Here is a 22,893-nt window from a genome sequence, read left to right on the forward strand (position 1 = left end):
GACCCTGCATCCCATGTCCAATCCTGAAAGCGTGATCCAGGCCGCACCGCGCATTGCCGTGCTGGTGCCCTGTTATAATGAGGAAGCGTCCATCGAAGCCGTCGTGCGCGACTTCAAGGCCGCCCTGCCCACCGCCACGATCTATGTCTATGACAACAATTCCAAGGACCGCACGTCGGAGATCGCGCGGGCCGCGGGGGCCGTGGTGCGGCGGGAACCGTTGCAGGGCAAGGGCCATGTCGTGCGCCGCATGTTCGCGGATATCGAGGCCGACATCTATGTGATGGTCGATGGCGACGATACCTATCACGCCCCCAGTGCGCCGGCCCTGGTCGCCCGGCTGCTGGACGAGAAGCTGGATATGGTCAACGGCGCCCGTGTCACCGACTGGGAGAATTATCGCGCCGGCCATCGGCTCGGGAACGTCATGCTGACCACGCTGGTCACCATGGTCTTCGGCAAGCGCACCGACGATCTTCTGTCGGGTTATCGCGTGTTTTCCCGCCGCTTCGTGAAAAGCTTCCCCGTGCTGGCCGGCGGGTTCGAGATCGAAACCGAACTGGTGGTCCACGCGCTGGAAATGAACATGCCGCTGGGCGAGGTTGAAACGCCCTACAAGGACAGGGCGCCGGGATCGGTGTCGAAACTGTCCACCTTCCGCGACGGGTTCCGCATCCTGTGGATGATCGGCAAGCTGATCAAGGAGGAAAGGCCGCTGCAATCCTTCGGCCTGGTGGCGCTGGTGCTGGCGCTGCTGTCGATCATCATCGCCGTGCCGCTGTTCATCACCTACTACCAGACCGGGCTGGTCCCGCGCTTCCCCACGGCCGTGCTGGCCACGGGGCTGGGCCTGCTGTCCTTCCTGTCCATGACCTGCGGGTTGATCCTGGACACGGTGACGCGCGGCCGGCGGGAGATGAAGCGCCTGCGCTACCTGGACATCGCGGCCCCGGATTTCGACAGCGCGTTCCTGAAAAAGTAAGGCCCGGCCCCGGCCCAAGGCCGGGGTATCATACCAACCTCCCTAAAGGTTGACCTTTAGGGAGGTTGGAGGCTGGCGACTGCCAGCCCGGCGCTCATGCGCCGTGAGCCAAGGCGGCGGATGCCGCCGCCCGGCAATTGAGGGAACACTAAATCTCCCTTGATCGGTCACGATCAAGGGAGATTGGTATCAGTCAGTGGGGGAGGGCTGGCCGGCGGCGGCGCGGTTCTCCTCGATCCGCTGCTGCTGGATGGTCTGCGCCTCCTGCTCCGACATCAGGCGGGGGAAGACGGTGGGGCCGAAATCCTGGTCCAGCTTGAAATAGCCGAAGGTGGCGGCGACGATCCACATGGGCACGGCCAGCGCGCCGAACCCGGCCGCCACCAGCCCTGCCAGCCGCACCTTGTTGCGCCCCATGCGCAGCCTGCGCGCCGTTTCGTCGGAAACGGGGTCTGCCGAGTAGATCCGGTGCTGCTTCATTCCGCCACCATCCTTTCCAGATACGCCAGCCGGTCGGCTTCGGCCGCCGGCTTGTCCCAGCGCAGTCTTGCAATGCGGGGGAAGCGCATGGCGATACCGCTCTTGTGCCGGGTGGACCGATGGACGCTGTCGAACGCCACCTCGAACACCAGACCGGGTGACACCTCCCGCACGGGACCGAAGCGGTTGGTGGTATGGTTGCGCACCCAGCGGTCAATCTCGACCAGTTCCGCGTCGGTGAAGCCGAAATAGGCCTTGCCGACCGGCACCAGTTCACCGCCGGCCCCCGGCTCCCCCCGCCAGGCACCGAACGTATAATCGCTGTAGAAGCTGGATCGCTTGCCATGCCCTCTCTGGGCGTACATCAGCACGCAATCCGCCGTCAACGGTCCACGCTTCCATTTGAACCACGGACCCTTGGGCCGGCCCCCGACATAGGCACTGTCGGACCGTTTCAGCATCAGCCCTTCGATGGCCCCGTCCTCTACGCCCGCATCGCGGGCCGACAGGCGCAGTTCCGACAGATGGTCCCAATGGTCGAACGGGACAAGGGGGGAAAGGTCCATTCCCGCCGGCCGCACCCTGGCATGCCATTGTTCCAGCCGGGCGCGGCGGGCATCGAAGGGCAGGGCGCGCAGATCCTCTCCTGCTTCGAACAGGATATCGTAAAGGCGGACCCAGGCCGGATGGGCGCGCAGCAGGGCCGGCGTCACCCGCTTGCGGTTCAGCCGTTGCTGCAGGTCGTTGAAGGGCGCGATGCGACCGTCGCGGCGGATCAGCAATTCCCCGTCCAGCACGGCATCGAAGCCCATATGGGCCGCCACATCGGGAAAGGCCTGCGCGATCTCATCACCCGTGCGGCTGTAGATGCGGGCCTGTTCCGGCGCCCCGCGCGCCACAAGCTGGACGCGGATACCGTCCCATTTCCATTCCGCGCGGTACGCGGCCGGGTCCAGGGACCGGATGTCCGCCTCTTCCAGCGGGTGGGCCAGCATCATGGGGCGGAAGCCGCCGGTCCGGTCCAGGTCGGGCTTGTCCGCCCGGCCCGCCAGCCAGTCGAACAGCGGGGTGAAGGGCGGGTCCAGCCCGTGCCACAGTTCCTCCACCATTTCCAGTCCGATCGCGTTGCCGCGGGCCGCCGCCCATTCCACCAGGGCCGTGCGCGCCAGCCGGCCCGACACGCCGACGCGCAGCCCCCCGGTGATCAGTTTCAGCAGCGCCCATCGCCCCGTGGCGTCCAGCACGTCCAGCCAGCCGGCCAGCAGGTCCGGCACGCCGGCGCGCCCGGCGGTGGACAGTGTCTCCACCACCTCGGCCAGCCCCGGCGGCGGGCGGTTCGGGCCGTGCGGCGCCGGCCAGATCAGGGCCGCGGTTTCCGCCAAGTCGCCCACGAAATCATAGGACCAGCCGAACAGCGCCGGATCGACACGGCGGGTCACCAGTTCGCGGATCATGGCCGGCTTGGCCGCCCGGAAGGAAAGATCGCCCGTCAGCGCCGCCAGGCCATAGCCGCGGTCGGGGTCGGGGGTGGTATCCAGATAATCGGCGATCAGGTGCTGCTTGCCGTTGCGGGAAGGGGTGTAGGCCAGCGCGTCCAGCAGGGCGGCGAAGCGCTGCATCACTCCTCCTCCCCGAATCCGACCAGATGAAGCGGCCGGGCCTTCACGCCCTGGGTGCCGGCCCAATGGACCAGCGCTTCCTCGCTGCCATGGGTCACCCACAATTCGCCCGGCGCCACATCGCGGACCGTCTGGCACAGTTCGTCCCAATCGGCGTGGTCGGACACGATCAGGGGCAGTTCGACACCGTGCTGGCGGGCCCGCGCCCGCACGCGCATCCAGCCGGAGGCATAGGCCGGCAGCGGATCGACCAGCCGGCGCAGCCATTTGTCGGCCATGGCTGATGGCGGGGCCAGCACGATGCCGCCGCGCATGGCGGCCCCGTCCGTGGCCGTGGCCGGCCGCAATTCCCCCAGCTCCACCCCCTGCCCGCGGTAAAGCTCGCACAAGGGCAGGTGCGCACCGTGCAGATAGAGCGGATGGTCATAGCCGGCCCGCCGCAGCTCGGTGATCAGCCGCTGGCACTTGCCCAGCGCATAGCAGCCGATGACGATGGTGCGTTCCGGGAACAGCGACAGGGCGTGCAGGACCTTGGCAATCTCCCCCTCCACGGGCGGGTGGCGGAAGACGGGAAGGCCGAAGGTCGCCTCCGTGACGAAGGCATCGCAGGGCACGGGCTCGAACGGTTCGCAGGTCGGGTCGGGCCGGCGCTTGTAATCGCCCGAGATGACGACGCGGCTGCCGCGCCAGTCCAGCACCACCTGGGCCGATCCAAGGACATGGCCGGCGGGGACCAGCGTCACCGTCACCTCGCCGATGCGGATGGGCTGGCGATAGGCCAGCGGCTGGCGGTGCAGGCCGGCGCCTTCGCCCAGGCGGGCTTGCATGATGGCCAGCGTGCCGGGCGTGGCCAGGACATGGGCGTGTCCCGGCCGTGCGTGGTCTGAATGGCCGTGGGTGATGACGGCCCGCCCGACAGGCCGGGTCGGGTCGATATGGAACCCGCCCGGCGCCACCCACAGCCCCCCGCCCTGATCAGGCGGGCAGGGGGTGACCCAACTGTCGGGCGCCGGTGCCGTCATGGTGCCACGGGCATGTGTATAACGCTGCCCGGTCCCAGCGGCAGGTCCAGCAGGTACCAGCCGCTGAAAAGCAGCAGGGCGCCCATACCCATCCAGACAGCCAGCGGCAGCATGGTGGCGATCAGCGACCCGATCCCGAAATCCGGCACATAGCGCTTGCACATGATCAGGATCAGCGGGAAATAGGGCAGCAGCGGCGTGATCGGGTTCGTAAAGCTGTCACCGATACGATAGGCCGCCTGCGTGGCTTCCGGCGTGACCCCCAGCAACATCAGCATGGGCACCATCACGGGCCCCAGGATGGCCCATTTGGCCGACGCGCTGCCGATCAGCACATTGATGAAGGCCGATACGGTGATGATGGCCAGCAGCAGCGGCAGGCCGGTGAACCCGGCAGCCTGGAGGAAGGCGGCACCGTTGACGGCCAGGATGGCGCCCAGGTTGGACCAGGCGAACAGCGCGATGAAGACGGCGCAGCAGAAGGCCAGCACGATATAGCCGCCCATCTCGGACATGCTCTGGCTCATCATCCTGACCACGTCGCGGTCCGACCGGATGACCCGGGCACCGATGCCATAGGCCAGGCCGATCGACAGGAAGCTGATGAAGATGATGGCCACGATGCCGCGCAGGAACGGTTCCACCGTGCCATTGGCATCGCGCAGCATGGCGCCTTCCGGCACCACGGCGGCCCCGAACAGGGCGGCGATGCCCAGCAGGGTCAGGCCGGCGAAGCGCAGGCCGCGCCGTTCATTGGCCCGCTGCTCGGGCGTGGGGTCGGCCTCCGGCTCCATCTTGCCGGCCTGCACGGGGGAGGTGCGCATCAGCCGCGGCTCGATCAGCTTGTCGGTGACCAGGGCGCCGATGATGGTGAACAGGGGCACCAGCGCGAACATCAGATAGTAGTTGGAGGTCGCCAGCACCTCATAGCCGGGATCGATCAGGCGGGCGGCGGCCTGGCTGATCCCGCTCAGCAGCGGGTCCAGCGAGGTGACCAGCAGGTTGGAGGAGAAGCCGCCCGACACGCCGGCAAAGCCGGCCGCGATGCCGGCGATGGGATGGCGCCCGGAACTGTGGAACAACAGCCCCGCCAGCGGTATCAGAACCACATAGCCGGCGTCGGTGGCCAGGCTGGATTGCACGCCGGCGAAGACCACGGTCAGGGTCAGCAGGCTTTTCGGCATGGCACGGACCAGGGAGCCCAGCGACACGGCGATCAGGCCCGTCTTCTCCGCCACGCCCACCCCCATCACGCAGAGCAGCACGATGGCCAGTGGCGGGAAGTCCGCGAAGATCCGCGGCAGCTCGATCAGGAACCGGCTGATATTGGCCCCGGTCAGCAGGTTTGTGGCCGCCAGTTCCTGGCCCGTGCCGGGATGGACGGCCGAAACCCCCATGGCCGACAGGATGGCCGACAGCAGGATCAGAATGATGATGGCTATCAGGAACAGGGTTGCCGGGTCCGGCAACCGGTTGCCGACCCGTTCGATGGCCCCCAGGATGCCACCCACCTTTTCCTCACGCTCCAAGACTGCCATGCCCGTTTCCTTTTTCATTGTCATTCCGGTTCGCCGACCGGATGGATTGTCCGAAGAAATACAGCTAACGGAAGCTTTGCGATCAGGGCAAGGGCCGGTGTGCGTCGGCCGGGGGCAATCGTGACCGGATGGCGGTGGCCGGCACCAGCCGCGTCATTTTCGCAATGCCAACGGTCTGGCATGGGTAGCTTTCGGTCGTTACGATGTGCCCCGACAGCAGGAAACCCGTCCGGACCGAATACCGGGCCGGGCAAAGAAGGAAAAAGTGGGATGGCCGGTATCGACAAGCGTATTACTGAGGAAGAGGCGCTTCTCCTGCACAGCAGCGGGCGCCCTGGCAAGTTGGAAGTGACCCCCACCAAGCCCATGGCGACCCAGCGCGACCTGTCGCTGGCCTATTCCCCGGGCGTGGCCATCCCCTGTCTGCGCATCCATGCCGATCCGTCCACGGCCTATGATTATACGGCCAAGGGCAATATCGTGGCCGTCATCTCCAACGGCACGGCCGTGCTGGGGCTGGGAGACCTGGGCGCATTGGCGTCCAAGCCGGTGATGGAGGGCAAGGCCGTCCTGTTCAAGCGCTTCGCCGACGTGGATGGCATCGACCTGGAGGTCGATACCCGCGATGTGGAGGAGTTCATCAATTCCGTGCGCTATCTGGGCCCCAGCTTCGGCGGCATCAACCTGGAGGACATCAAGGCGCCGGACTGTTTCATCATCGAGCAGCGCCTGCGCGAATTGATGGACATTCCCGTCTTCCATGACGACCAGCACGGCACGGCCATCATCGCCGCCGCCGGCCTGTTCAACGCGCTGGAGATGACCGGCCGCGACATCAAGGAGACCCGGCTGGTCATCAACGGCGCCGGGGCCGCCGCCATCGCCTGCGCCGAACTGTTCAAGTCCATGGGCATCCCCCATGGCAATATCACGCTGTGCGATACCAAGGGCGTGGTCTGGAAGGGCCGGGCGGAGGGCATGAACCAGTGGAAATCCGCCCATGCCGTCGTGACCGACGCCCGCACCCTGGCCGAGGCGGTGGACGGCTCGGACGTGTTCGTGGGCCTGTCGGCCAAGGGCGCCATGACGCCGGCCATGGTCAAGTCCATGGCGAAGAACCCCATCATCTTCGCGCTGGCCAACCCCGATCCGGAGATCACGCCGGAAGAGGTGCGCCAGGTGCGTGACGACGCCATCGTCGCCACGGGCCGGTCGGACTATCCCAACCAGGTCAACAACGTCCTGGGCTTCCCCTATATCTTCCGCGGCGCGCTGGATGTGCGGGCCAGCACCATCAACGATCAGATGAAGATCGCCGCCGCCAGGGCGCTGGCCGAACTGGCGCGCGAGGATGTGCCGGACGAGGTGGACGCCGCCTATTCCGGCCGGCGCCTGCGCTATGGCCCGGAATACATCATCCCGGTGCCCTTCGACCCGCGCCTGATCTCCACCATTCCCGCCGCCGTGGCGCAGGCCGCCATGGACACGGGCGTGGCGCGCAAGCCCATCGTCGACATGGACGAATACCGCCGCTCGCTCCGCCTGCGCCTGGATCCCACGGCGGACAGCCTGCAGCTCATCGCCGACAAGCTGCGCAGCAGCCCGCGCCGTGTGGTCTTTGCCGAGGGGGAGGAGGAGCGGGCCATCCGCGCCGCCATCGCCTATCGCGCCGCCGGCTTCGGCCATCCCGTCCTGATCGGGCGGGAGAATGTGGTCAAGGAGAAGCTGGCCAGCCTGGGCCTGGCGGGGATCGAGCCGCTGGACATCCAGAACGCCAAGTTCGGCGCGCCCAGCATCGAGCGCTATACCGATTTCCTGTACAAGCGCCTGCAAAGGCGCGGCAGCCTGCACCGCGACTGCCAGCGCTGGGTGAACCAGAACCGCAACGTGTTTGCCGCCTGCATGGTGGCCACGGGTGATGCCGATGCCATGGTGACGGGCCTGACCCGTTCCTTCGCCGTCAGCTTCGAGGATATCGAGCGCGTCATCGACCCGCAGCCCGACCATATCGTGTTCGGCCTGTCGGTGCTGGCCACCCGCAAGCAGACCGTCTTCATCTCCGACACAACCGTCCATGAGCGGCCGACCCCCGAGCAGTTGGCCGATATCGCCATCCAGTCGGCGCGCATGGCCCGCCTGATGGGGCACGAGCCGCGGGTGGCCTTCCTGTCCTTCAGCAATTTCGGCCAGCCGCTGCGCGACCGCGCCGCCCATGTGCGCGAGGCCGTGGCCCTGATGGACAAGCGCAAGGTGGATTTCGAGTATGATGGCGAGATGTCGGCCGACACAGCGCTGGATTACGAGCTGATGAAGCGTCTCTATCCGTTCGCACGCCTGTCGGGTCCGGCCAATGTGCTGATCATGCCGGCCCTGCATGCCGCCAATATCGGGGCCAAGCTGCTGCACAAGTTCGGCGGCGGCAACCTGATCGGCCCCCTGCTGATCGGTATGGACAAGCCCGTCCAGGTCGTTCAGATGGGCGCCACGGTCAGCGAACTGACCACGGCGGCCGTCATGGCGGCCCATGACAGCCTGACGCGGTAGGCGGCGGCCCCCCTTTGCGCGACGGCGGGAAGGGGGGCTTTCCGGGGAGCTGGTCAAGCCGGGCCTGCGGGAGGTGTATCTTCCGCCCATTATTAAGTTTCCGTGATGCTGTTACCCTGGCCCTGCGGCAATGTTATCTCCAGCGATCCCGCCCGCGTGGCGGGCAAGACGAAGATAGGACGGGCGGGAACAGATGCGGTGGGAAGGGGGCCGGCCGGTCCGGTTCGTGATCATTGGTGTGGCGCTGGTCGGGCCGACGGCGGCGATATTGCTGTCGCTGCTGCTGGCCGGCCATGTCGATGCCATTGTGGCGCTGCCCGTCCTGCTGGTGAATATCGCCGTGGCCGCTGCCGTGCTGCGCATGATCCAGACCGACACAAGGCGGCTGACCGATTATGCCGACCGGCTGGCGGAGACGCCGGCCCCCCTGTCTCCCCCGGCGATGGCCAGCACCGCGGCCAAGACGATCGCTGCCGCCCTGGCCCGTGCCCATCAGGACCGGCTGGACCGCGAAAGCCGTGACAGGGCGCGCGCTGTCCTGGTGGAGGCGGTGATCGACCAGTTGCACGATCCCGTGATCCTGCTGGGTGCCGGGCGGGAGGTGCAGCGCGCCAACAAGGCCGCCCGCGACCTGTTCGGCGACCGCATCCTGGCCCGCGACCTGGCCAGCACGGTGCGCACGCCCAGCCTGCTGGAGGCCGCCGACGCCGTGCTGGCCGGCGGCGCGTCGCGCACCGTGGAGGTTCTGCTGCCCGTACCGGTGGAACGCACGCTGCAGGCCCGTGTGAAGCCCTTCCGCCCGCCGGGGCAGGACGGGGGCCTGCTGGTGCTGTTGAGCCTGCACGACATCACCGTGCTGAAACGGTCCGAGCAGATGCGGGCCGATTTCGTGGCCAATGCCAGCCATGAATTGCGCACGCCCCTGGCAGCCTTGATCGGCTTCATCGAGACGTTGCGCGGTCCGGCAAAGGATGACCGGGCCGCGCATGAGCGGTTCCTGGGCATCATGTTCGAGCAGTCCAACCGCATGTCCCGGCTGGTGAACGATCTTCTGTCCCTGTCGCGGATCGAGATGGACGAGCATTCCCCGCCTACGGCCGAGGTGGACGTGGGCAAGATTGTCCGCAACGTGGCGGCCACGCTGGAACTGCGGGCGGCGTCGCGCAAGGTGAAGCTGCGCCTTGACCAGCCGGACAGCCTGCCGGCCGTGGTGGGGGACGAGGATCAGCTTGCCCAGGTGTTTCAGAACCTGATCGACAATGCCATCAAGTACGGCAAGGAACAGACGGAGGTGACGGTCACCCTGTCGGCCCGGCCATCGGGCCGGGCGGGCACGGTGCGTGGGCCGGCCGTGACCGTGGCCGTCGCCGACCGGGGCGACGGTATCGCCCGCACCCATCTGCCGCGCCTGACGGAACGATTCTACCGCGTGGACCCCGCCCGGTCGCGCGCGCTGGGCGGCACGGGCCTGGGCCTGGCCATCGTGAAGCATATCGTCAACCGCCATCGCGGCCGCCTGGTCATCGACAGCGAGGTGGGCAAGGGCAGCACCTTCACCGTCGTGCTGCCCGCCGCGGGAGCCGCGGCGGCAGAACGGCGGGACGCCGGCTGACCCCTGCCGCGGCCCCTTCTGACCCGTGCCATGGGCCCCTTCTGACCCGTGCCATGGGCACAATGCTGCGGGCGCAATGCTGCCCGCCATGCCGCGCCGGGCATCCGGCCGGCGATCCGGGCCGGTGTCATGAAAGCGTAACAGAGATGTAGTAATTGCTTCTCGCAGCGCGGCTATGGTCCCGGCACCCAGCAGGGACATGGACACATTGACGATGGCAGGCATCAAGCGATGCGCCGTCGGTGTGCCGCCCAGAAACCGGAGGCCCTTGTCGTGACCACCAAGAAGCTTGTCCTCGCCGCCGTGCTCGGCGCCGTGTCTATCGTCGGCCTGGCCGGCGCCGCCGCTGCCCGCGACCAGATCCGCATCGTCGGGTCTTCCACCGTGTTCCCCTTCACTTCCACGGTTGTCGAGCGGTTCGGCCAGACCACGAAGTTCGCCGCCCCGATCCTGGAATCCACGGGCACCGGCGGCGGCATGAAGCTGTTCTGCTCCGGCGTCGGCGCCGATTTCCCGGACGCCACGGGCGCCTCGCGCGCCATGAAGGCCAGCGAGTATGACAGCTGCCAGAAGAACGGCGTGGAGCAGATCACCGAACTGGTCATCGGCTATGACGGCATCGGCTTCGTGCAGTCCAAGGCGGGCCAGTCGTTCGATTTGACCCGTGCGCAGCTTTTCGCCGCGCTGGCCAAGGAAGTGGAAGTCAACGGCCAGATCGTGCCAAACCCGCACAAGACCTGGAAGGATGTTGACGCTTCCCTGCCGGCCACCCCGATCGAGGTGCTGGGCCCGCCCCCGACCTCCGGCACGCGCGACGCCTGGGTCGAACTGGTGATGGAGCCGGGCTGCAAGGAGTTCCCGGCCATCAAGGCCCTGGACAAGGCCCGTCACGACGCCGTCTGCAAGACCGTCCGCGAGGATGGCGCCTATATCGAAGCCGGCGAGAACGACAACGTGATCGTACAGCGCCTGGTCGCCAATCCGCGCGCCTTCGGCATCTTCGGCTACAGCTACCTGGAAGAAAACCAGGACAAGCTGCACGGCCTGACGATCGATGGCGTGGCGCCCTCTTACGAGACCATCGCCTCCAGCCAGTACCCGATCTCCCGTCCGCTGTTCGTCTATTTCAAGAACCAGCATTTCGGCGTGATCCCCGGCCTGAAGGAATTCCTGGCCGAATACGGTTCGGAACGCGCCATGGGCGATGAGGGCTATCTGGCCGACAAGGGCCTGGTGCCCCTGCCCGCCGACAAGCGCAAGGCCTCTGAGGCCTCCGCGCAGAAGCTGACCCCGATGGCCCGTCCGGCCTCTTAAAAAGAAAAGCCATCAGGTGCGGGGCCGACCGTTCGGGGGATCGGACTCCCGGCCGCGCACCTTGTATAAGCAGATGGCGGAACCGGCGGTGTCATGACCGATGCCGCCGGTTCATCTTGCAACCGGTTTCCCCTGACAGCGGCGGATCGAACCCATGTCAGTCACCTTGACCGTAGGCGTCCTGTTGTTTCTGTCGCTGGCCGGGTTCTGGCTTGGCCGGAGCCGGGCTGTCGCCGTTGCCGGCGGCCGTGTCGCCACGCTGCATTCCGTTCCCGTCTATTACGGCTCCTATGTCGCGCTGTGGGCCGGCCTGCCGGCCCTGGTGCTGGTGCTGGCCTGGCTGGCGCTGCGCAGCCCCGTGATGGAATGGCTGGTCCTGGACGGCCTGACGCCCGACCAGGTGGAAGCCTGGGCCCGCGTCATGCTGGCCCCGGCCGAGCTTGACACGCTGCTGGCCAACATCGCCGACGAGGCGCAGGCCCTGACCCAGACACATCGCCAGCTTCTGTTGATCAACATCAACAATCTGGCGGCCGGGCAGCCGCAATATGTCAATGCCGCCGTCATCGATGCCCTGGCGCCCGCTGCGGCCCATCTGAACCAGCTTCGCACGCTGGCCGACTGGACCCTGTTCGGTTTCGTGGTGGCGCTGGCCGGCGGGGCGCTGGCCTATACCTGGAGCCGGATCAGCCCGGAATTGCGGGCCCGCAACAATGTCGAGCGGATCGTCACCTGGCTGCTGATCCTGTGCTCGGTCATCGCCGTCTTCACGACGGTGGGCATCGTGATGTCGCTGCTGTTCGAAAGCGTGCGCTTCTTCACCAAGGTGCCGGTGACGGAATTCCTGTTCGGCCTGCACTGGTCGCCACAGACCGCCATCCGCGCCGACCAGGTCGGCTCCTCTGGCGCCTTCGGTGCCGTGCCGCTGTTCACCGGCACCCTGCTGATCGCCACCATTGCCATGATCGTGGCGGCGCCGGTCGGTCTGATGTCGGCCATCTATCTGTCCGAATATGCGCCCAAGCGCGTGCGGTCGCTGGTCAAGCCGGTGCTGGAGATCCTGGCCGGCGTGCCGACCGTGGTCTATGGCTTCTTCGCCATCCTGACGGTGGCCCCCTTCATCCGGGATGTCGGTGCGGCGATGGGCATCCCCATTTCCTCGCAGAGCGCGCTGGCGGCCGGCGTGGTGATGGGCGTAATGATCGTGCCCTTCGTTTCCTCCCTGGCCGACGACGTTATCACGGCGGTGCCGCAATCGCTGCGTGACGGATCGCTGGGCCTGGGCGCCACGCGGTCGGAAACGATCAAGCAGGTGGTGCTGCCGGCGGCCCTGCCGGGCATCGTGGGCGCCATGCTGCTGGCCGTCAGCCGGGCCATCGGCGAAACGATGATCGTGGTGATGGCGGCCGGCCTTCAGGCCAACCTGACGCTGAACCCGCTGGCCAGCGTCACGACCGTGACCGTGCAGATCAAATCCATCCTGGTCGGTGACCAGGAATTCGACAGCGCCAAGACGCTGTCGGTCTTCGCCCTGGGTCTGGTCCTGTTCCTGGTGACCCTGGCGCTGAACGTGATCGCCCTCCGCATCGTCCAGAAATACCGGGAAAAATATGACTGAGATCGCAGAGCCGATGCAGACAGCCGCTCCCGTGTCCTTCCACACCGGCGAAGCTGCCACCCGGCGCCTGAAGGCGCGCTACGCGGCCGAACGGCGTTTCCGTATCTATGGCATCCTGGCGATCCTGTTCGCCTGCGTGATGCTGTTCATCCTGCTGTTCACCCTGCTGAAGGAAGGCACCTCGGCCTTCTTCCAGACGGAGGTGAAGCTGGCCATCACGATGGATGCGGGCACCATCGACCCGCGCGGCACCGGCAACCCGGCCCAGTGGGACCGCGGCGCCTTCCAGGATCTGGTGAGCGATGCGCTGTACAAGGAATTTCCGGAGGTCACGGCCCGTCTGGAACGGCGCGACCTGCGCGGGCTGGTCAGCCCGGTGGCCGGCGTCTGGGTAGGCCGGCTGCTGGACAAGGACCCGTCCCTGGTCGGCCAGACGATCGAGATGTGGCTGCCCGCGTCGGACGGCATCAACCAGATCGTCAAGGGCAGCATCGACCGCAGCCTGCCGGAATCACAGCGCCGGATCGGCGACCGGCAACTGGGCTGGTTCGATGCGCTGGATGAGCGCGGCGACGTGCGCATGGCCTTCAACACGACCTTCTTCACCTCCAGCGACAGCAATTATCCCGAACTGGCCGGCCTGTTCGGCGCGGCCGTGGGGACGCTGCTGACCATGCTGGTGACGCTGGCCATCTCCCTGCCCATCGGGGTGGCGGCCGCCGTCTATCTGGAGGAGTTCGCGCCCAAGAACAGGTTGACCGACCTGATCGAGGTGAACATCAACAATCTGGCGGCCGTGCCCTCCATCGTGTTCGGCCTGCTGGGCCTGGCGGTGTTCCTCAACTTCTTCGGCATGCCGCGGTCGGCGCCGCTGGTCGGCGGCCTGGTGCTGGGCCTGCTGGTGCTGCCCACCATCATCATCGCCAGCCGTGCCGCGCTGAAGGCCGTGCCGCCGTCGATCCGGGAAGCCGCACTGGGCATGGGCGCCTCCCGCCTGCAGACCGTGCTGCATCATGTGCTGCCGCTGGCCATGCCGGGCATCATGACGGGCACCATCATCGGCATGGCCCATGCCGTGGGCGAAACGGCGCCGCTGCTGATGATCGGCATGAACGCCTTCGTCACCTCGGCTCCGACCAGCCTGCTGGACAGCTCGTCCGTCCTGCCCGTCCAGATATTCATCTGGGCAGACAAGCCGGAACGCGGCTTCGTCGAACTGACCTCGGCCGCCATCCTGGTGCTGCTGACCTTCCTCATCATGATGAACGGCGCGGCGATCTGGCTGCGCAAGAAATTCGAACGGCGGTGGTAACCATGGACAGCATGACCCTGAACAAGCCCGAGCAAGCCGCGACGACCACCCAGCCGGTGAAGGTCTCGGCCCGCGACGTGAAGGTCTATTACGGTGCCAAGCGCGCGCTGCACGGCGTCAATGTCGATATCTACCAGAACGAGGTGCTGGCCCTGATCGGTCCCTCGGGCTGCGGCAAGTCGACCTTCCTGCGGACCATCAACCGCATGAACGACACGATCGACATCTGCCGCGTGGAAGGCCTCATCACGCTGGACGGCCACGACATCTACGACCCCCGGCTGGACGTGGTGCAACTGCGCGCCCGGATCGGCATGGTGTTCCAGAAGCCGAATCCGTTCCCGAAATCGATCTATGAGAACATCATCTACGGGCCGAAGTTGCATGGCCTAGCCACGCGCAAGGATGAGTTCGACGCCATCGTCGAAACCTCGCTGAAGCGCGCCGGCCTGTGGAACGAGGTGAAGGACCGCCTGCACGAGCCCGGCACCGGCCTGTCCGGCGGCCAGCAGCAGCGCCTTTGCATCGCCCGCGCCGTGGCCGTCAGCCCCGAAGTCATCCTGATGGACGAGCCCTGCTCGGCCCTGGACCCGATCGCCACCGCGCATATCGAGGAACTGATCGACGAGCTGCGCGAGAGCTTCACCATTGCCATCGTCACCCACAACATGCAGCAGGCCGCCCGCGTGTCCCAGCGCACGGCCTTCTTCCACCTGGGTGACCTGGTGGAGGTCGGCGACACCGAGGAGATTTTCACCAATCCGCGTGACGAGCGCACGCAGGGCTACATCACCGGCCGGTACGGCTGAGCCGGCCTTGTCCGCTCTCCTTCATTGCTGTGTGCGTCCCCGCTTTCGCGGGGGCCCGTTCGATGTGAACCGTTCGTCAGCCCACACATTTTAAGGACCCGTGTCCATGTCGCCGACCGAACATACCGTCAAGTCCTTCGAGGCGGAATTGCAGCGCCTGTCCAACCAGATCGCCCAGATGGGCGGTGTGGTGGAAGCGCAGGTGGAGGCGGCCGTGCAGGCCGTCGGCCGCCGCGACGTGGATGGCGCGTCGCGCGTCATGCAGGGCGATGCCCGGCTGGATGCCTTTGAACGTCAGATCGAGCATGACGCCATCCGCATGCTGGCGCTGCGTGCGCCGGTCGGCGTCGACCTGCGCGAGGTGCTGGCGGCCCTGAAGATTTCCGCCGATCTTGAACGCACGGGCGACTATGCCGCCAACATCGCCAAGCGGTCCGTCGCCCTGGCCCAGTTGCCCGTGATGCGCCCCGCCGGCACCATTCCGCGCATGGGCCGGCTGGTGCAGGAGATGCTGAAGGACGTGCTGGACGCCTATATCGACCGCGATGTCGAAAAGGCCGTGGCCGCCTGGCACCGGGACGAGGAACTGGACGATCTCTATACCAGCCTGTTCCGCGAGGTCCTGACCTACATGATGGAAGACCCGCGCAACATCACGCCCTGCACGCACCTGCTGTTCATCGCCAAAAACCTGGAGCGTGCCGGCGACCATGCCACCAACATCGCCGAGACCGTGCATTTCCTGGTCAAGGGCCAGCCGCTGACGGCGGAGCGGCCCAAGAGCGACAAGTCCAGCTTCACCATCATCGAGCCGGAAGAGGGCTGAGGCGCCGCCGCAGCCCTTCCGTGACCGACTAGCCTCCAGGGAACCCGATGAACGCCGCCTTGAAGCCGCTGATCCTGGTTGTCGAAGACGAAGCCGACCTGGTCACCCTGCTGTCCTACAACCTGGAACGCGAAGGTTTCCGGGTCATCACCGCCGGTGACGGGGAAGAGGCCCTGTTGCAGGCCGACGAGCGCAGCCCGCACCTGATCCTGCTGGACTGGATGCTGCCGCTGATGAGCGGGCTTGAGGTCTGCCGGCAGTTGCGCCGCAATTCAAAGACCCGCGATATCCCTGTGATCATGCTGACGGCCCGCGGCGAGGAGGCGGACAAGGTCCGCGGCCTGAACAGCGGGGCCGATGATTACCTGTCCAAGCCCTTCAGCCCCACCGAGCTGGTGGCCCGCATCCGCGCCGTGCTGCGCCGCGCCTCGCCGGCCCTGGCGGAGGAACTGCTGCGCTTCTCCGACATCTCCATGGATCTGGCGGCCCACCGCGTGCGCCGTGGTGAACGGGATATCCATCTGGGACCGAAGGAATTCGCCCTGCTGCGCCATTTCATGCAGCATCCCGGCCGCGTCTTCTCACGCGAACAGTTGCTGGATATCGTCTGGGGGCATGATGTCTATGTCGAACTGCGCACCGTGGACGTTCATATCCGCCGCCTGCGCAAGGCGCTGAACGAGACGGAGGAACAGGACGTGATCCGCACGGTCCGTTCCGCCGGCTATGCGCTGGACACCAAGACCACGATGTGACGCCGCTCCGTCTCTTTTCGCCGATGCGATGCCTTCCCGGCGTTGCCAGCCGCCCCGCGGCTGCCTATTTTGCATTGCGAGAAGATTTGAGGACCGGACCGGCATCCCATGACGTCACAGCCCCTGCGTTTCCTGGCCGGGCCGGAGGCCATGGCCCGCATCCGCCGTGACGGGCTGCACGAGGATATGGTGGATGTGGTGGCGGGGGCCAGCGGCGGGGCCAAATGGCTGGCGCTGACCCGGCTGGACCAGGCCCTGTTCGGCCGCTGGTTCCGCAGCCGCACCCGTCCCCTGCACATGATCGGCAGTTCCATCGGGACCTGGCGCTTCGCCTGCCTGGCTCAGCCCGATCCCGTGGAGGCCTGCCGGCGGTTCGAGGCCTGCTATCTGGATTATGCCGTCGAAGGGCCGGTGACCGTGGCTGAACTGACGGCCCATTGCCGTGATTTCCTGGATGTGATCTTCGGCGCCGGCGGGGTGGAACATCTGCTGGACCATCCTTTCATGCGCCAGTCCATCCTGGCTGTGCGCGGGCGCGGGCCCATCGGGCCGCGGGCGGGGAAGGTGCGGCTGGGCCTGGGCCTCGGGGCGGCGGGTCTGGCCAATCTGGCCAGCCGGCAGGCCCTGCCCCTGTTCTTCGAGCGCACGGTCCTGCACGACCGGCGCGACCCGCCGCCCTTCGACCTGTCTGCCGGGTTCCCGACCCAGGCCGTGGCCCTCACATCCACGAACCTGATCCCCGCCCTGCTGGCCTCCAGCGCGGTGCCCTTCGTGTTCGAAGGGGTGGTGGACCCCGACGGGGCGCGGCCCGGCCTCTACCTGGATGGCGGGATCATGGATTACCATCTGGACATGGCATTCACGCCGCCGGGCTTGGTACTCTATCCGCATTTCTCCCACCGTGTCGTGCCCGGCTGGTTCGACAAGGCGCTGCCCTGGCGCCGGGCACGGGCGGACAGCCTGTCGCGCATGCTTGTCCTGTGCCCGTCGGCGGCATTCGCCGGGGCGCTGCCCTTCGGCAAGATCCCCGATCGCGGCGACTTCAAGCGCATGGGAACGGCCGCCCGGCAGAAATACTGGCGCGCGGCTGTGGCCGAAACCGACCGGCTGGCTGATTGCTGGCTGGAAGCGGTGGAAAGGGACCGGGTGCCGGACCTGCTGGAACCATTGCTGCCTTGACACACCGTCACGGAACCCACACTTGACCGGGCGCACCGGCATCGGCTTGATGCGCAAAACCACTTTCCTTCGGAGCCCGCACCCATGGCGACCGCCATCTCTCCGCTCGCCCCCGCCGCCTTTCCGTCGCTGCCGCCCGTCGCGGGCGTGCGACTGGCCGGTCACCGCGCCGGCATCCGGTACAAGACGCCGCGCAACGACGTCATGGTGGCGCTGCTGGACGAGGGGTCCAGCGTGGCGGCCGTGCTGACCCGGTCGCTGACGGCATCGGCGCCCGTGCATCGCTGCCGCGCCCACCTGGCGGGCGGTTCGGTGCGGGCCCTGGTCGTCAATGCCGGCAATTCCAACGCCTTCACGGGCAAGGCGGGCGAAGCGTTCGTGGATGCCACGATCGATGCCGCGGTTGCACTTGCCGGCTGCAAGCCGACGGAGGTGTTTCCGGCATCGACCGGCGTCATCGGCCAGCCCATGCCGGCCGATCTGGTCGCAAAGTCGCTGCCCGACGCCTTCGCCGCACTGGTGCCGGCGGCAGGCGACGCCTGGGAGGTGGCGGCCCGCGCCATCATGACCACGGACACTTTCCCCAAGGGCGCCTCGGCCACCGCCACCATCGATGGCGTGACCGTGACCGTGGCCGGCTTCGCCAAGGGCAGCGGCATGATCGCGCCCGACATGGCGACGATGCTGGCCTATGTCTTCACCGACGCCAACATCGCACCGGCGCCTTTGCAGGCGGCCCTGTCGGCCGCGACGGATCGCAGCTTCAATGCCATCACCGTGGATGGCGACACCTCCACATCCGACACGCTGGTGCTGTGCGCGACCCGCAAGGCGGCGCATGCGGCCATCGACAGCGCGGATGACGCGCGGCTGGCCGCCTTCGCCACGGCGCTGGACGCGGTCTGCCTGGACCTGGCCAAGCAGATCGTGCGCGATGGCGAGGGGGCGACCAAGTTCGTGGAAATCCGTGTGACGGGCGCCGACAGCGATGCCGCCGCCAAGCGCATCGCGCTGACCGTCGCCAATTCCCCGCTGGTCAAGACGGCCGTGGCCGGGGAGGATGCCAACTGGGGCCGCATCGTCGCCGCCGTGGGCCGGTCGGGCGAGCGTGCCGACCGCGACCTGCTGGTCATCTCCGTCGGCGGCGTGCAGATCTGCGCCAGCGGGATGGAGGTGCCGGGCTATGACGAGGCGCCCGTGGCCGCCCACATGAAGGGCGGGGAAATCCTGATCGAGGTCGATATCGGCCTGGGTGACGGCAGTGCCACGGTCTGGACCTGCGACCTGACCCACGGCTATATCGACATCAACGGCAGTTACCGGTCGTGAGCGGGGACGACACGCCCTGCTGGCAGGACCCGGTCGCCAGGGGACCGGTCCGCACCGTGCTGGTCGCGGCGGTGGCGCTGGTGGATGCCGACGGGCGCGTGCTGCTGGCCCAGCGCCCGCCCGGCAAGTCCATGGCCGGGCTCTGGGAGTTTCCCGGCGGCAAGGTGGACGCGGGCGAGACGCCGGAAGCGGCCCTTGTGCGGGAACTGAAGGAGGAATTGGGGATCGATACGGCGGAGAGCTGCCTGGCCCCCATCGCCTTCGCCAGCCACACCTATGAGACGTTCCACCTGCTGATGCCGCTATACGCCGTGCGCGTCTGGAAGGGCACGCCCACCCCGCTGGAAGGCCAGCAACTGGCCTGGGTCAAGCCGGTGCGCATGGGAGATTATCCCATGCCCCCGGCCGATCTGCCCCTGATCCCCATCCTGCGCGACCTGTTGTGACGGAAGGTGACCGGGGCTGGCCTCAGCCCCGGTACTTGCCCAGTTCCATCTTGCCCAACTGGTTGCGATGCACCTCGTCCGGTCCGTCGGCCAGGCGCAGGGTGCGGGCACTGGCATAGGCCCAGGCCAGGGGGAAATCGTCCGACACCCCGCCGCCGCCATGCGCCTGGATGGCCATGTCGATCACCTGGCAGGCCACATTGGGGGCCACCACCTTGATCATGGCGATCTCGGCCTTGGCGCCCTTGTTGCCCACCGTGTCCATCATGTGCGCGGCCTTCAGCGTCAGCAGGCGGGCCTGGTCGATGGCGACGCGGGCGTCGGCGATGCGCTCCAGCCAGATGCTCTGCGCCGCGATGGGCTTGCCGAAGGCGACGCGCGTCGACAGGCGCTTGCACATCAGTTCCAGGGCTCGCTCCGACGCGCCGATCAGGCGCATGCAATGATGGATGCGGCCCGGCCCCAGGCGGCCTTGCGCGATTTCGAACCCGCGGCCCTCGCCCAGCAGGATGTTCTCTGCCGGCACGCGCACATTCTCGAACAGCACCTCGGAATGGCCGTGCGGCGCGTCATCATAGCCGAAGACGGGCAGGGGCCGTTTCACGGTCACGCCCGGCGTGTCGGTGGGGACCAGGATCATGGATTGCTGGCGGTGGCGGTCGGGATTGTCCGGGTCGGTCTTGCCCATGACGATCATGATCTTGCAGCGCGTGTCACTGGCCCCGCTGATCCACCATTTGCGGCCATTGATCACATAATCGTCACCGTCGCGCATGATGCGGGTGGCGATGTTCGTGGCGTCGGACGAGGCGACATCCGGTTCCGTCATGGCGAAGGCTGACCGTATCTCCCCCGCCAGCAGCGGCTTCAGCCAGCGCTCCTGATGCGCGGGAGAGGCGTAGCGGACCAGCACCTCCATATTGCCCGTGTCGGGGGCGGAACAGTTGAAGATTTCCGGGGCCCAGTGGCTGCGGCCCATGATCTCGCACAGCGGGGCATATTCCAGGTTGGTCAGGCCGGCGCCCTTGTCCGATTCCGGCAGGAACAGGTTCCACAGGCCGGCCTCGCGCGCCTTCTGCTTCAATTCATCCAGCAGCGGCAACGGCTTCCATCGCGTTTCCCCCTCCGCCACCTGCGCGGACAGGGCCTTTTCGTTGGGATAGACATGCGCCTCCATGAAGGCCGTCAGCCGTTCATGCAGGGCGCTGGCGCGCGGGGACATCTCGAAGATGGCGGTCATGGCGTGGGTTCCTGTCTGGCTGCGACCGCCCGGGTGGCGGGCGGTCCGCGCCCTTCCTGGCCAGGCGGTGCTGAACTGAACGTGTCCGGTCTGCGGTGGAAGCCCTCTTCCTCTCAACCCCCGCACAGGCGGAAGTGAGGGGGCGGGGCGGTTCAGCCGAAGCTGTTCCGCCCTTCCGCCACCAGCCGCTTCAGCAGGGGAGCCGGTTCCCAATAGGCGCCGTCGGCATCGCCGGCCGCCACGGCATCCGCATGATAGCGGCTGATATCGGCCAGGACCTTGTCCAGGCCGGACAGTTCCGCGAACTTCATGGGGCCGCCGCGCCAGGCGGGGAAGCCGTAGCCGTAGATATAGACGATGTCGATATCCCCGGACCGCATCGCCATCCCTTCGTCCAGGATGCGTGCGCCCTCGTTCACCAGGGTGTAGATCAGGCGCCGGGCGATCTCCTCGTTGCCGATCTCGCGCGGGGTGATGCCCCTTTCGGCGCGATAGGCATCGACCACGGCCGTGATTTCCGGGTCGGGCAGGGGCGTGCGGCTGCCGGGCTCATAGCGATACCAGCCCCGGCCGTTCTTCTGTCCCTTGCGGGATGGGTCGATCCGGTCGGAAAGCGGCGTGCCGTAGATCAGGCCGGCGGCCACGCGGCGGGCACGGATGAAACCCATCACGTCCAGGCCGGCCAGATCACCCATGGCGAACGGCCCCATGGCCAGCCCGAATTCCAGGGCGGCCTTGTCCACCTGCTCGACCGAGGCGCCTTCGATCACCAGGCGCTGGGCCTCCGTCGCGTAATATTGCACCATGCGGTTGCCGACGAAGCCGTCGCAATTGCCGACCAGCACGGACACCTTGCCGATCTTCCGGCCCACGCCCATGGCCGTGGCGATCACGTCGGGGGCCGTGTGACGGCCGCGCACCACCTCCAGCAGCTTCATGACATTGGCCGGGCTGAAGAAATGCATGCCGATGACATCGGCCGGCCGGGACGTGTTGGCGGCGATGGCATCCAGGTCCAGGGTGGAGGTGTTGGACGCCAGGATGGCGCCCGGCTTCGCCACCTCGTCCAGGCGGCGGAAGACCTTGGCCTTCACGTCCATATCCTCGAACACCGCTTCCACGATCAGGTCGGCGTCGGCCAGATCGGCATAGTCGGTGGTGGGCTGGATCAGCGACAGGCGCTTGTCCATGTCCGCCTGCGACAGGCGGCCCTTGGCGACGGTGCCGGCATAATTCTTGGCGATGACGGCGATGCCGCGGTCCAGTGCGGCCCGGTCCAGGTCCAGCAGGCGCACGGGGATGCCGGCATTGGCAAAGCACATGGCGATGCCGCCGCCCATGGTGCCGCTGCCCAGCACGGCCACCTGTTCCAGCTTGCGCGGGGTCACATCGGCGGGCAGGTCGGGGATCTTGGTCACGGCGCGTTCGGCGAAGAAGACATGGATCAGGGCCTTGGCCTGATCATGCGCCATGCATTCGGTGAACAGTTCGCGCTCGCGCTTCAGCCCTTCATCGAAGGGCAGGGTGAAGGCGGCCTCCACGGCATCGACGCAGCGTTGCGGCGCGAACTGGCCGCGGGCCGATTTCGCCAGGGCGGCGCGGGCCGTGTCGAACACATCCGTGCCCCGGTCGGCGGCCAGCTTCTCTTCCCGGTCACGGGTGCGCGTGTGCGGGCCCGCCGGCAGGCGGGTGGCGAAATCCAGGGCCACGGAAAGCGGGTCGGCCCCCTCGCCCACATGGTCGATGATACCCAGCGCCAGCGCCTTGGCGGCCGGCAGGAAGGTGCCCGTGGTGATCATCTCGATCGCGGTCTTCGCGCCGACCAGCCGCGACAGGCGCTGTGTGCCGCCGCCGCCGGGCAGGATGCCCAGCTTCACTTCCGGCAGGCCGACCTGTGCCTTGGGCACGGCGACGCGATAATGGCAGGACAATGCCACCTCCAGCCCGCCGCCCAGTGCCGTGCCGTGCAGTGCGGCGATGACAGGCTTGGGCCCGTTCTCGATCAGCGCATTGACATCGTTCAGGTCGGGATCGGCCATGCCGCCCTTGATGAATTCCGTGATGTCGGCCCCGGCGATGAAGGTGCGGCCGGCGCCGACGATGACCAGCGCGGTGACGGCCGGATCGGCATAGCCCTGGCCCACGCAATCGATCACCCCCTGGCGCACCGCCTGCGACAGGGCATTCACGGGCGGGCTGTCGATGGTGACGATGCCGATCGCGCCCTGGCGATCATAGCGGACGGGCTGGGTCATCTCTGGTGTCTTC

General features: G+C 67.2%; 18 protein-coding genes. 12 read left to right on the plus strand and 6 right to left on the minus strand.

Annotated elements, in window-relative coordinates; translation table 11 throughout:
• Window positions 1-13: 13 nt before the first annotated feature.
• The gene (locus tag ACM9LZ_RS17665; protein WP_416620824.1) at window positions 14-982 is read left to right on the plus strand and encodes a glycosyltransferase family 2 protein; all 969 of its coding nucleotides are present in this window, start codon (window positions 14-16) and stop codon (window positions 980-982) included.
• 189 nt (window positions 983-1,171) lie between these two features.
• Here ACM9LZ_RS17665 and ACM9LZ_RS17670 read toward each other — a convergent pair whose 3' ends face one another.
• From ACM9LZ_RS17670 to ACM9LZ_RS17685, 4 genes are read right to left on the minus strand one after another with little or no spacing between them, the layout of a single operon-like run.
• Window positions 1,172-1,462, minus strand: coding sequence for a hypothetical protein (locus ACM9LZ_RS17670; protein ID WP_416620825.1), 291 nt, complete (start codon window positions 1,460-1,462; stop codon window positions 1,172-1,174).
• Window positions 1,459-3,081, minus strand: coding sequence for a cisplatin damage response ATP-dependent DNA ligase (locus ACM9LZ_RS17675; RefSeq protein WP_416620826.1), 1,623 nt, complete (start codon window positions 3,079-3,081; stop codon window positions 1,459-1,461). Before ACM9LZ_RS17675 ends, ACM9LZ_RS17670 begins: the two co-directional genes overlap by 4 nt.
• Window positions 3,081-4,103, minus strand: a complete 1,023-nt coding sequence (locus tag ACM9LZ_RS17680; protein ID WP_416620827.1) for a ligase-associated DNA damage response exonuclease — start codon at window positions 4,101-4,103, stop codon at window positions 3,081-3,083. Before ACM9LZ_RS17680 ends, ACM9LZ_RS17675 begins: the two co-directional genes overlap by 1 nt.
• A complete protein-coding gene (locus ACM9LZ_RS17685) occupies window positions 4,100-5,641 on the minus strand; it encodes an AbgT family transporter (RefSeq protein WP_416620828.1) in 1,542 nt (513 codons plus the stop codon). Before ACM9LZ_RS17685 ends, ACM9LZ_RS17680 begins: the two co-directional genes overlap by 4 nt.
• A gap of 270 nt (window positions 5,642-5,911) precedes the next feature.
• Here ACM9LZ_RS17685 and ACM9LZ_RS17690 point away from each other — a divergent pair, with 270 nt between their 5' ends.
• From ACM9LZ_RS17690 to ACM9LZ_RS17740, 11 genes are all read left to right on the plus strand, one after another.
• Window positions 5,912-8,185, plus strand: a complete 2,274-nt coding sequence (locus ACM9LZ_RS17690; protein WP_416620829.1) for an NADP-dependent malic enzyme — start codon at window positions 5,912-5,914, stop codon at window positions 8,183-8,185.
• A gap of 193 nt (window positions 8,186-8,378) precedes the next feature.
• The gene (locus ACM9LZ_RS17695) at window positions 8,379-9,797 is read left to right on the plus strand and encodes an ATP-binding protein (RefSeq protein ID WP_416620830.1); all 1,419 of its coding nucleotides are present in this window, start codon (window positions 8,379-8,381) and stop codon (window positions 9,795-9,797) included.
• A gap of 273 nt (window positions 9,798-10,070) precedes the next feature.
• Window positions 10,071-11,111 (plus strand): substrate-binding domain-containing protein, encoded by a 1,041-nt coding sequence (locus tag ACM9LZ_RS17700; RefSeq protein WP_416620831.1) that lies wholly within the window; start codon window positions 10,071-10,073, stop codon window positions 11,109-11,111.
• 154 nt (window positions 11,112-11,265) lie between these two features.
• Window positions 11,266-12,729, plus strand: a complete 1,464-nt coding sequence (pstC, locus tag ACM9LZ_RS17705; RefSeq protein ID WP_416620832.1) for a phosphate ABC transporter permease subunit PstC — start codon at window positions 11,266-11,268, stop codon at window positions 12,727-12,729.
• A complete protein-coding gene (pstA, locus tag ACM9LZ_RS17710; protein ID WP_416620833.1) occupies window positions 12,722-14,041 on the plus strand; it encodes a phosphate ABC transporter permease PstA in 1,320 nt (439 codons plus the stop codon). Before pstC ends, pstA begins: the two co-directional genes overlap by 8 nt.
• A 2-nt stretch (window positions 14,042-14,043) precedes the next feature.
• On the plus strand, window positions 14,044-14,850 hold the full coding sequence (gene pstB, locus ACM9LZ_RS17715; protein WP_416620834.1) for a phosphate ABC transporter ATP-binding protein PstB: 807 nt from the start codon (window positions 14,044-14,046) through the stop codon (window positions 14,848-14,850).
• A gap of 106 nt (window positions 14,851-14,956) precedes the next feature.
• Window positions 14,957-15,676 (plus strand): phosphate signaling complex protein PhoU, encoded by a 720-nt coding sequence (gene phoU, locus ACM9LZ_RS17720; protein ID WP_416620835.1) that lies wholly within the window; start codon window positions 14,957-14,959, stop codon window positions 15,674-15,676.
• Window positions 15,677-15,723: 47 nt separating this feature from the next.
• A complete protein-coding gene (phoB, locus tag ACM9LZ_RS17725; RefSeq protein WP_416620836.1) occupies window positions 15,724-16,431 on the plus strand; it encodes a phosphate regulon transcriptional regulator PhoB in 708 nt (235 codons plus the stop codon).
• A 108-nt stretch (window positions 16,432-16,539) separates the two neighbouring features.
• Entirely contained in the window at window positions 16,540-17,610 is a 1,071-nt protein-coding gene (locus ACM9LZ_RS17730; protein WP_416620837.1) for a patatin-like phospholipase family protein, read from the plus strand.
• An 84-nt stretch (window positions 17,611-17,694) separates the two neighbouring features.
• The gene (argJ, locus tag ACM9LZ_RS17735) at window positions 17,695-18,939 is read left to right on the plus strand and encodes a bifunctional glutamate N-acetyltransferase/amino-acid acetyltransferase ArgJ (protein WP_416620838.1); all 1,245 of its coding nucleotides are present in this window, start codon (window positions 17,695-17,697) and stop codon (window positions 18,937-18,939) included.
• On the plus strand, window positions 18,936-19,385 hold the full coding sequence (locus ACM9LZ_RS17740) for a (deoxy)nucleoside triphosphate pyrophosphohydrolase (protein ID WP_416620839.1): 450 nt from the start codon (window positions 18,936-18,938) through the stop codon (window positions 19,383-19,385). The genes argJ and ACM9LZ_RS17740 overlap by 4 nt, the downstream gene beginning before the upstream one ends.
• A 22-nt stretch (window positions 19,386-19,407) precedes the next feature.
• Here ACM9LZ_RS17740 and ACM9LZ_RS17745 read toward each other — a convergent pair whose 3' ends face one another.
• Window positions 19,408-20,625 carry an acyl-CoA dehydrogenase family protein gene (locus ACM9LZ_RS17745; RefSeq protein ID WP_416620840.1) on the minus strand — a complete coding sequence of 406 codons (1,218 nt, stop codon included), beginning with the start codon at window positions 20,623-20,625 and terminating at the stop codon, window positions 19,408-19,410.
• Between the two features lie 152 nt (window positions 20,626-20,777).
• A complete protein-coding gene (locus ACM9LZ_RS17750; protein WP_416620841.1) occupies window positions 20,778-22,880 on the minus strand; it encodes a 3-hydroxyacyl-CoA dehydrogenase NAD-binding domain-containing protein in 2,103 nt (700 codons plus the stop codon).
• Between the last annotated feature and the right edge of the window lie 13 nt (window positions 22,881-22,893).

It is taken from the genome of Niveispirillum fermenti (assembly GCF_048066175.1).
Lineage (GTDB): Bacteria > Pseudomonadota > Alphaproteobacteria > Azospirillales > Azospirillaceae > Niveispirillum > Niveispirillum fermenti.

What these genes read in the sequence shown, in the direction of transcription:
- ACM9LZ_RS17665 (WP_416620824.1), top strand. Translation starts at nt 14, where the DNA reads ATGTCCAATCCTGAAAGCGTGATCCAGGCCGCACCGCGCATTGCCGTG.
- ACM9LZ_RS17670 (WP_416620825.1), bottom strand. Translation starts at nt 1,462, where the DNA reads ATGAAGCAGCACCGGATCTACTCGGCAGACCCCGTTTCCGACGAAACG.
- ACM9LZ_RS17675 (WP_416620826.1), bottom strand. Translation starts at nt 3,081, where the DNA reads ATGCAGCGCTTCGCCGCCCTGCTGGACGCGCTGGCCTACACCCCTTCC.
- ACM9LZ_RS17680 (WP_416620827.1), bottom strand. Translation starts at nt 4,103, where the DNA reads ATGACGGCACCGGCGCCCGACAGTTGGGTCACCCCCTGCCCGCCTGAT.
- ACM9LZ_RS17685 (WP_416620828.1), bottom strand. Translation starts at nt 5,641, where the DNA reads ATGGCAGTCTTGGAGCGTGAGGAAAAGGTGGGTGGCATCCTGGGGGCC.
- ACM9LZ_RS17690 (WP_416620829.1), top strand. Translation starts at nt 5,912, where the DNA reads ATGGCCGGTATCGACAAGCGTATTACTGAGGAAGAGGCGCTTCTCCTG.
- ACM9LZ_RS17695 (WP_416620830.1), top strand. Translation starts at nt 8,379, where the DNA reads ATGCGGTGGGAAGGGGGCCGGCCGGTCCGGTTCGTGATCATTGGTGTG.
- pstC (WP_416620832.1), top strand. Translation starts at nt 11,266, where the DNA reads ATGTCAGTCACCTTGACCGTAGGCGTCCTGTTGTTTCTGTCGCTGGCC.
- pstA (WP_416620833.1), top strand. Translation starts at nt 12,722, where the DNA reads ATGACTGAGATCGCAGAGCCGATGCAGACAGCCGCTCCCGTGTCCTTC.
- pstB (WP_416620834.1), top strand. Translation starts at nt 14,044, where the DNA reads ATGGACAGCATGACCCTGAACAAGCCCGAGCAAGCCGCGACGACCACC.
- phoU (WP_416620835.1), top strand. Translation starts at nt 14,957, where the DNA reads ATGTCGCCGACCGAACATACCGTCAAGTCCTTCGAGGCGGAATTGCAG.
- phoB (WP_416620836.1), top strand. Translation starts at nt 15,724, where the DNA reads ATGAACGCCGCCTTGAAGCCGCTGATCCTGGTTGTCGAAGACGAAGCC.
- ACM9LZ_RS17730 (WP_416620837.1), top strand. Translation starts at nt 16,540, where the DNA reads ATGACGTCACAGCCCCTGCGTTTCCTGGCCGGGCCGGAGGCCATGGCC.
- argJ (WP_416620838.1), top strand. Translation starts at nt 17,695, where the DNA reads ATGGCGACCGCCATCTCTCCGCTCGCCCCCGCCGCCTTTCCGTCGCTG.
- ACM9LZ_RS17745 (WP_416620840.1), bottom strand. Translation starts at nt 20,625, where the DNA reads ATGACCGCCATCTTCGAGATGTCCCCGCGCGCCAGCGCCCTGCATGAA.
- ACM9LZ_RS17750 (WP_416620841.1), bottom strand. Translation starts at nt 22,880, where the DNA reads ATGACCCAGCCCGTCCGCTATGATCGCCAGGGCGCGATCGGCATCGTC.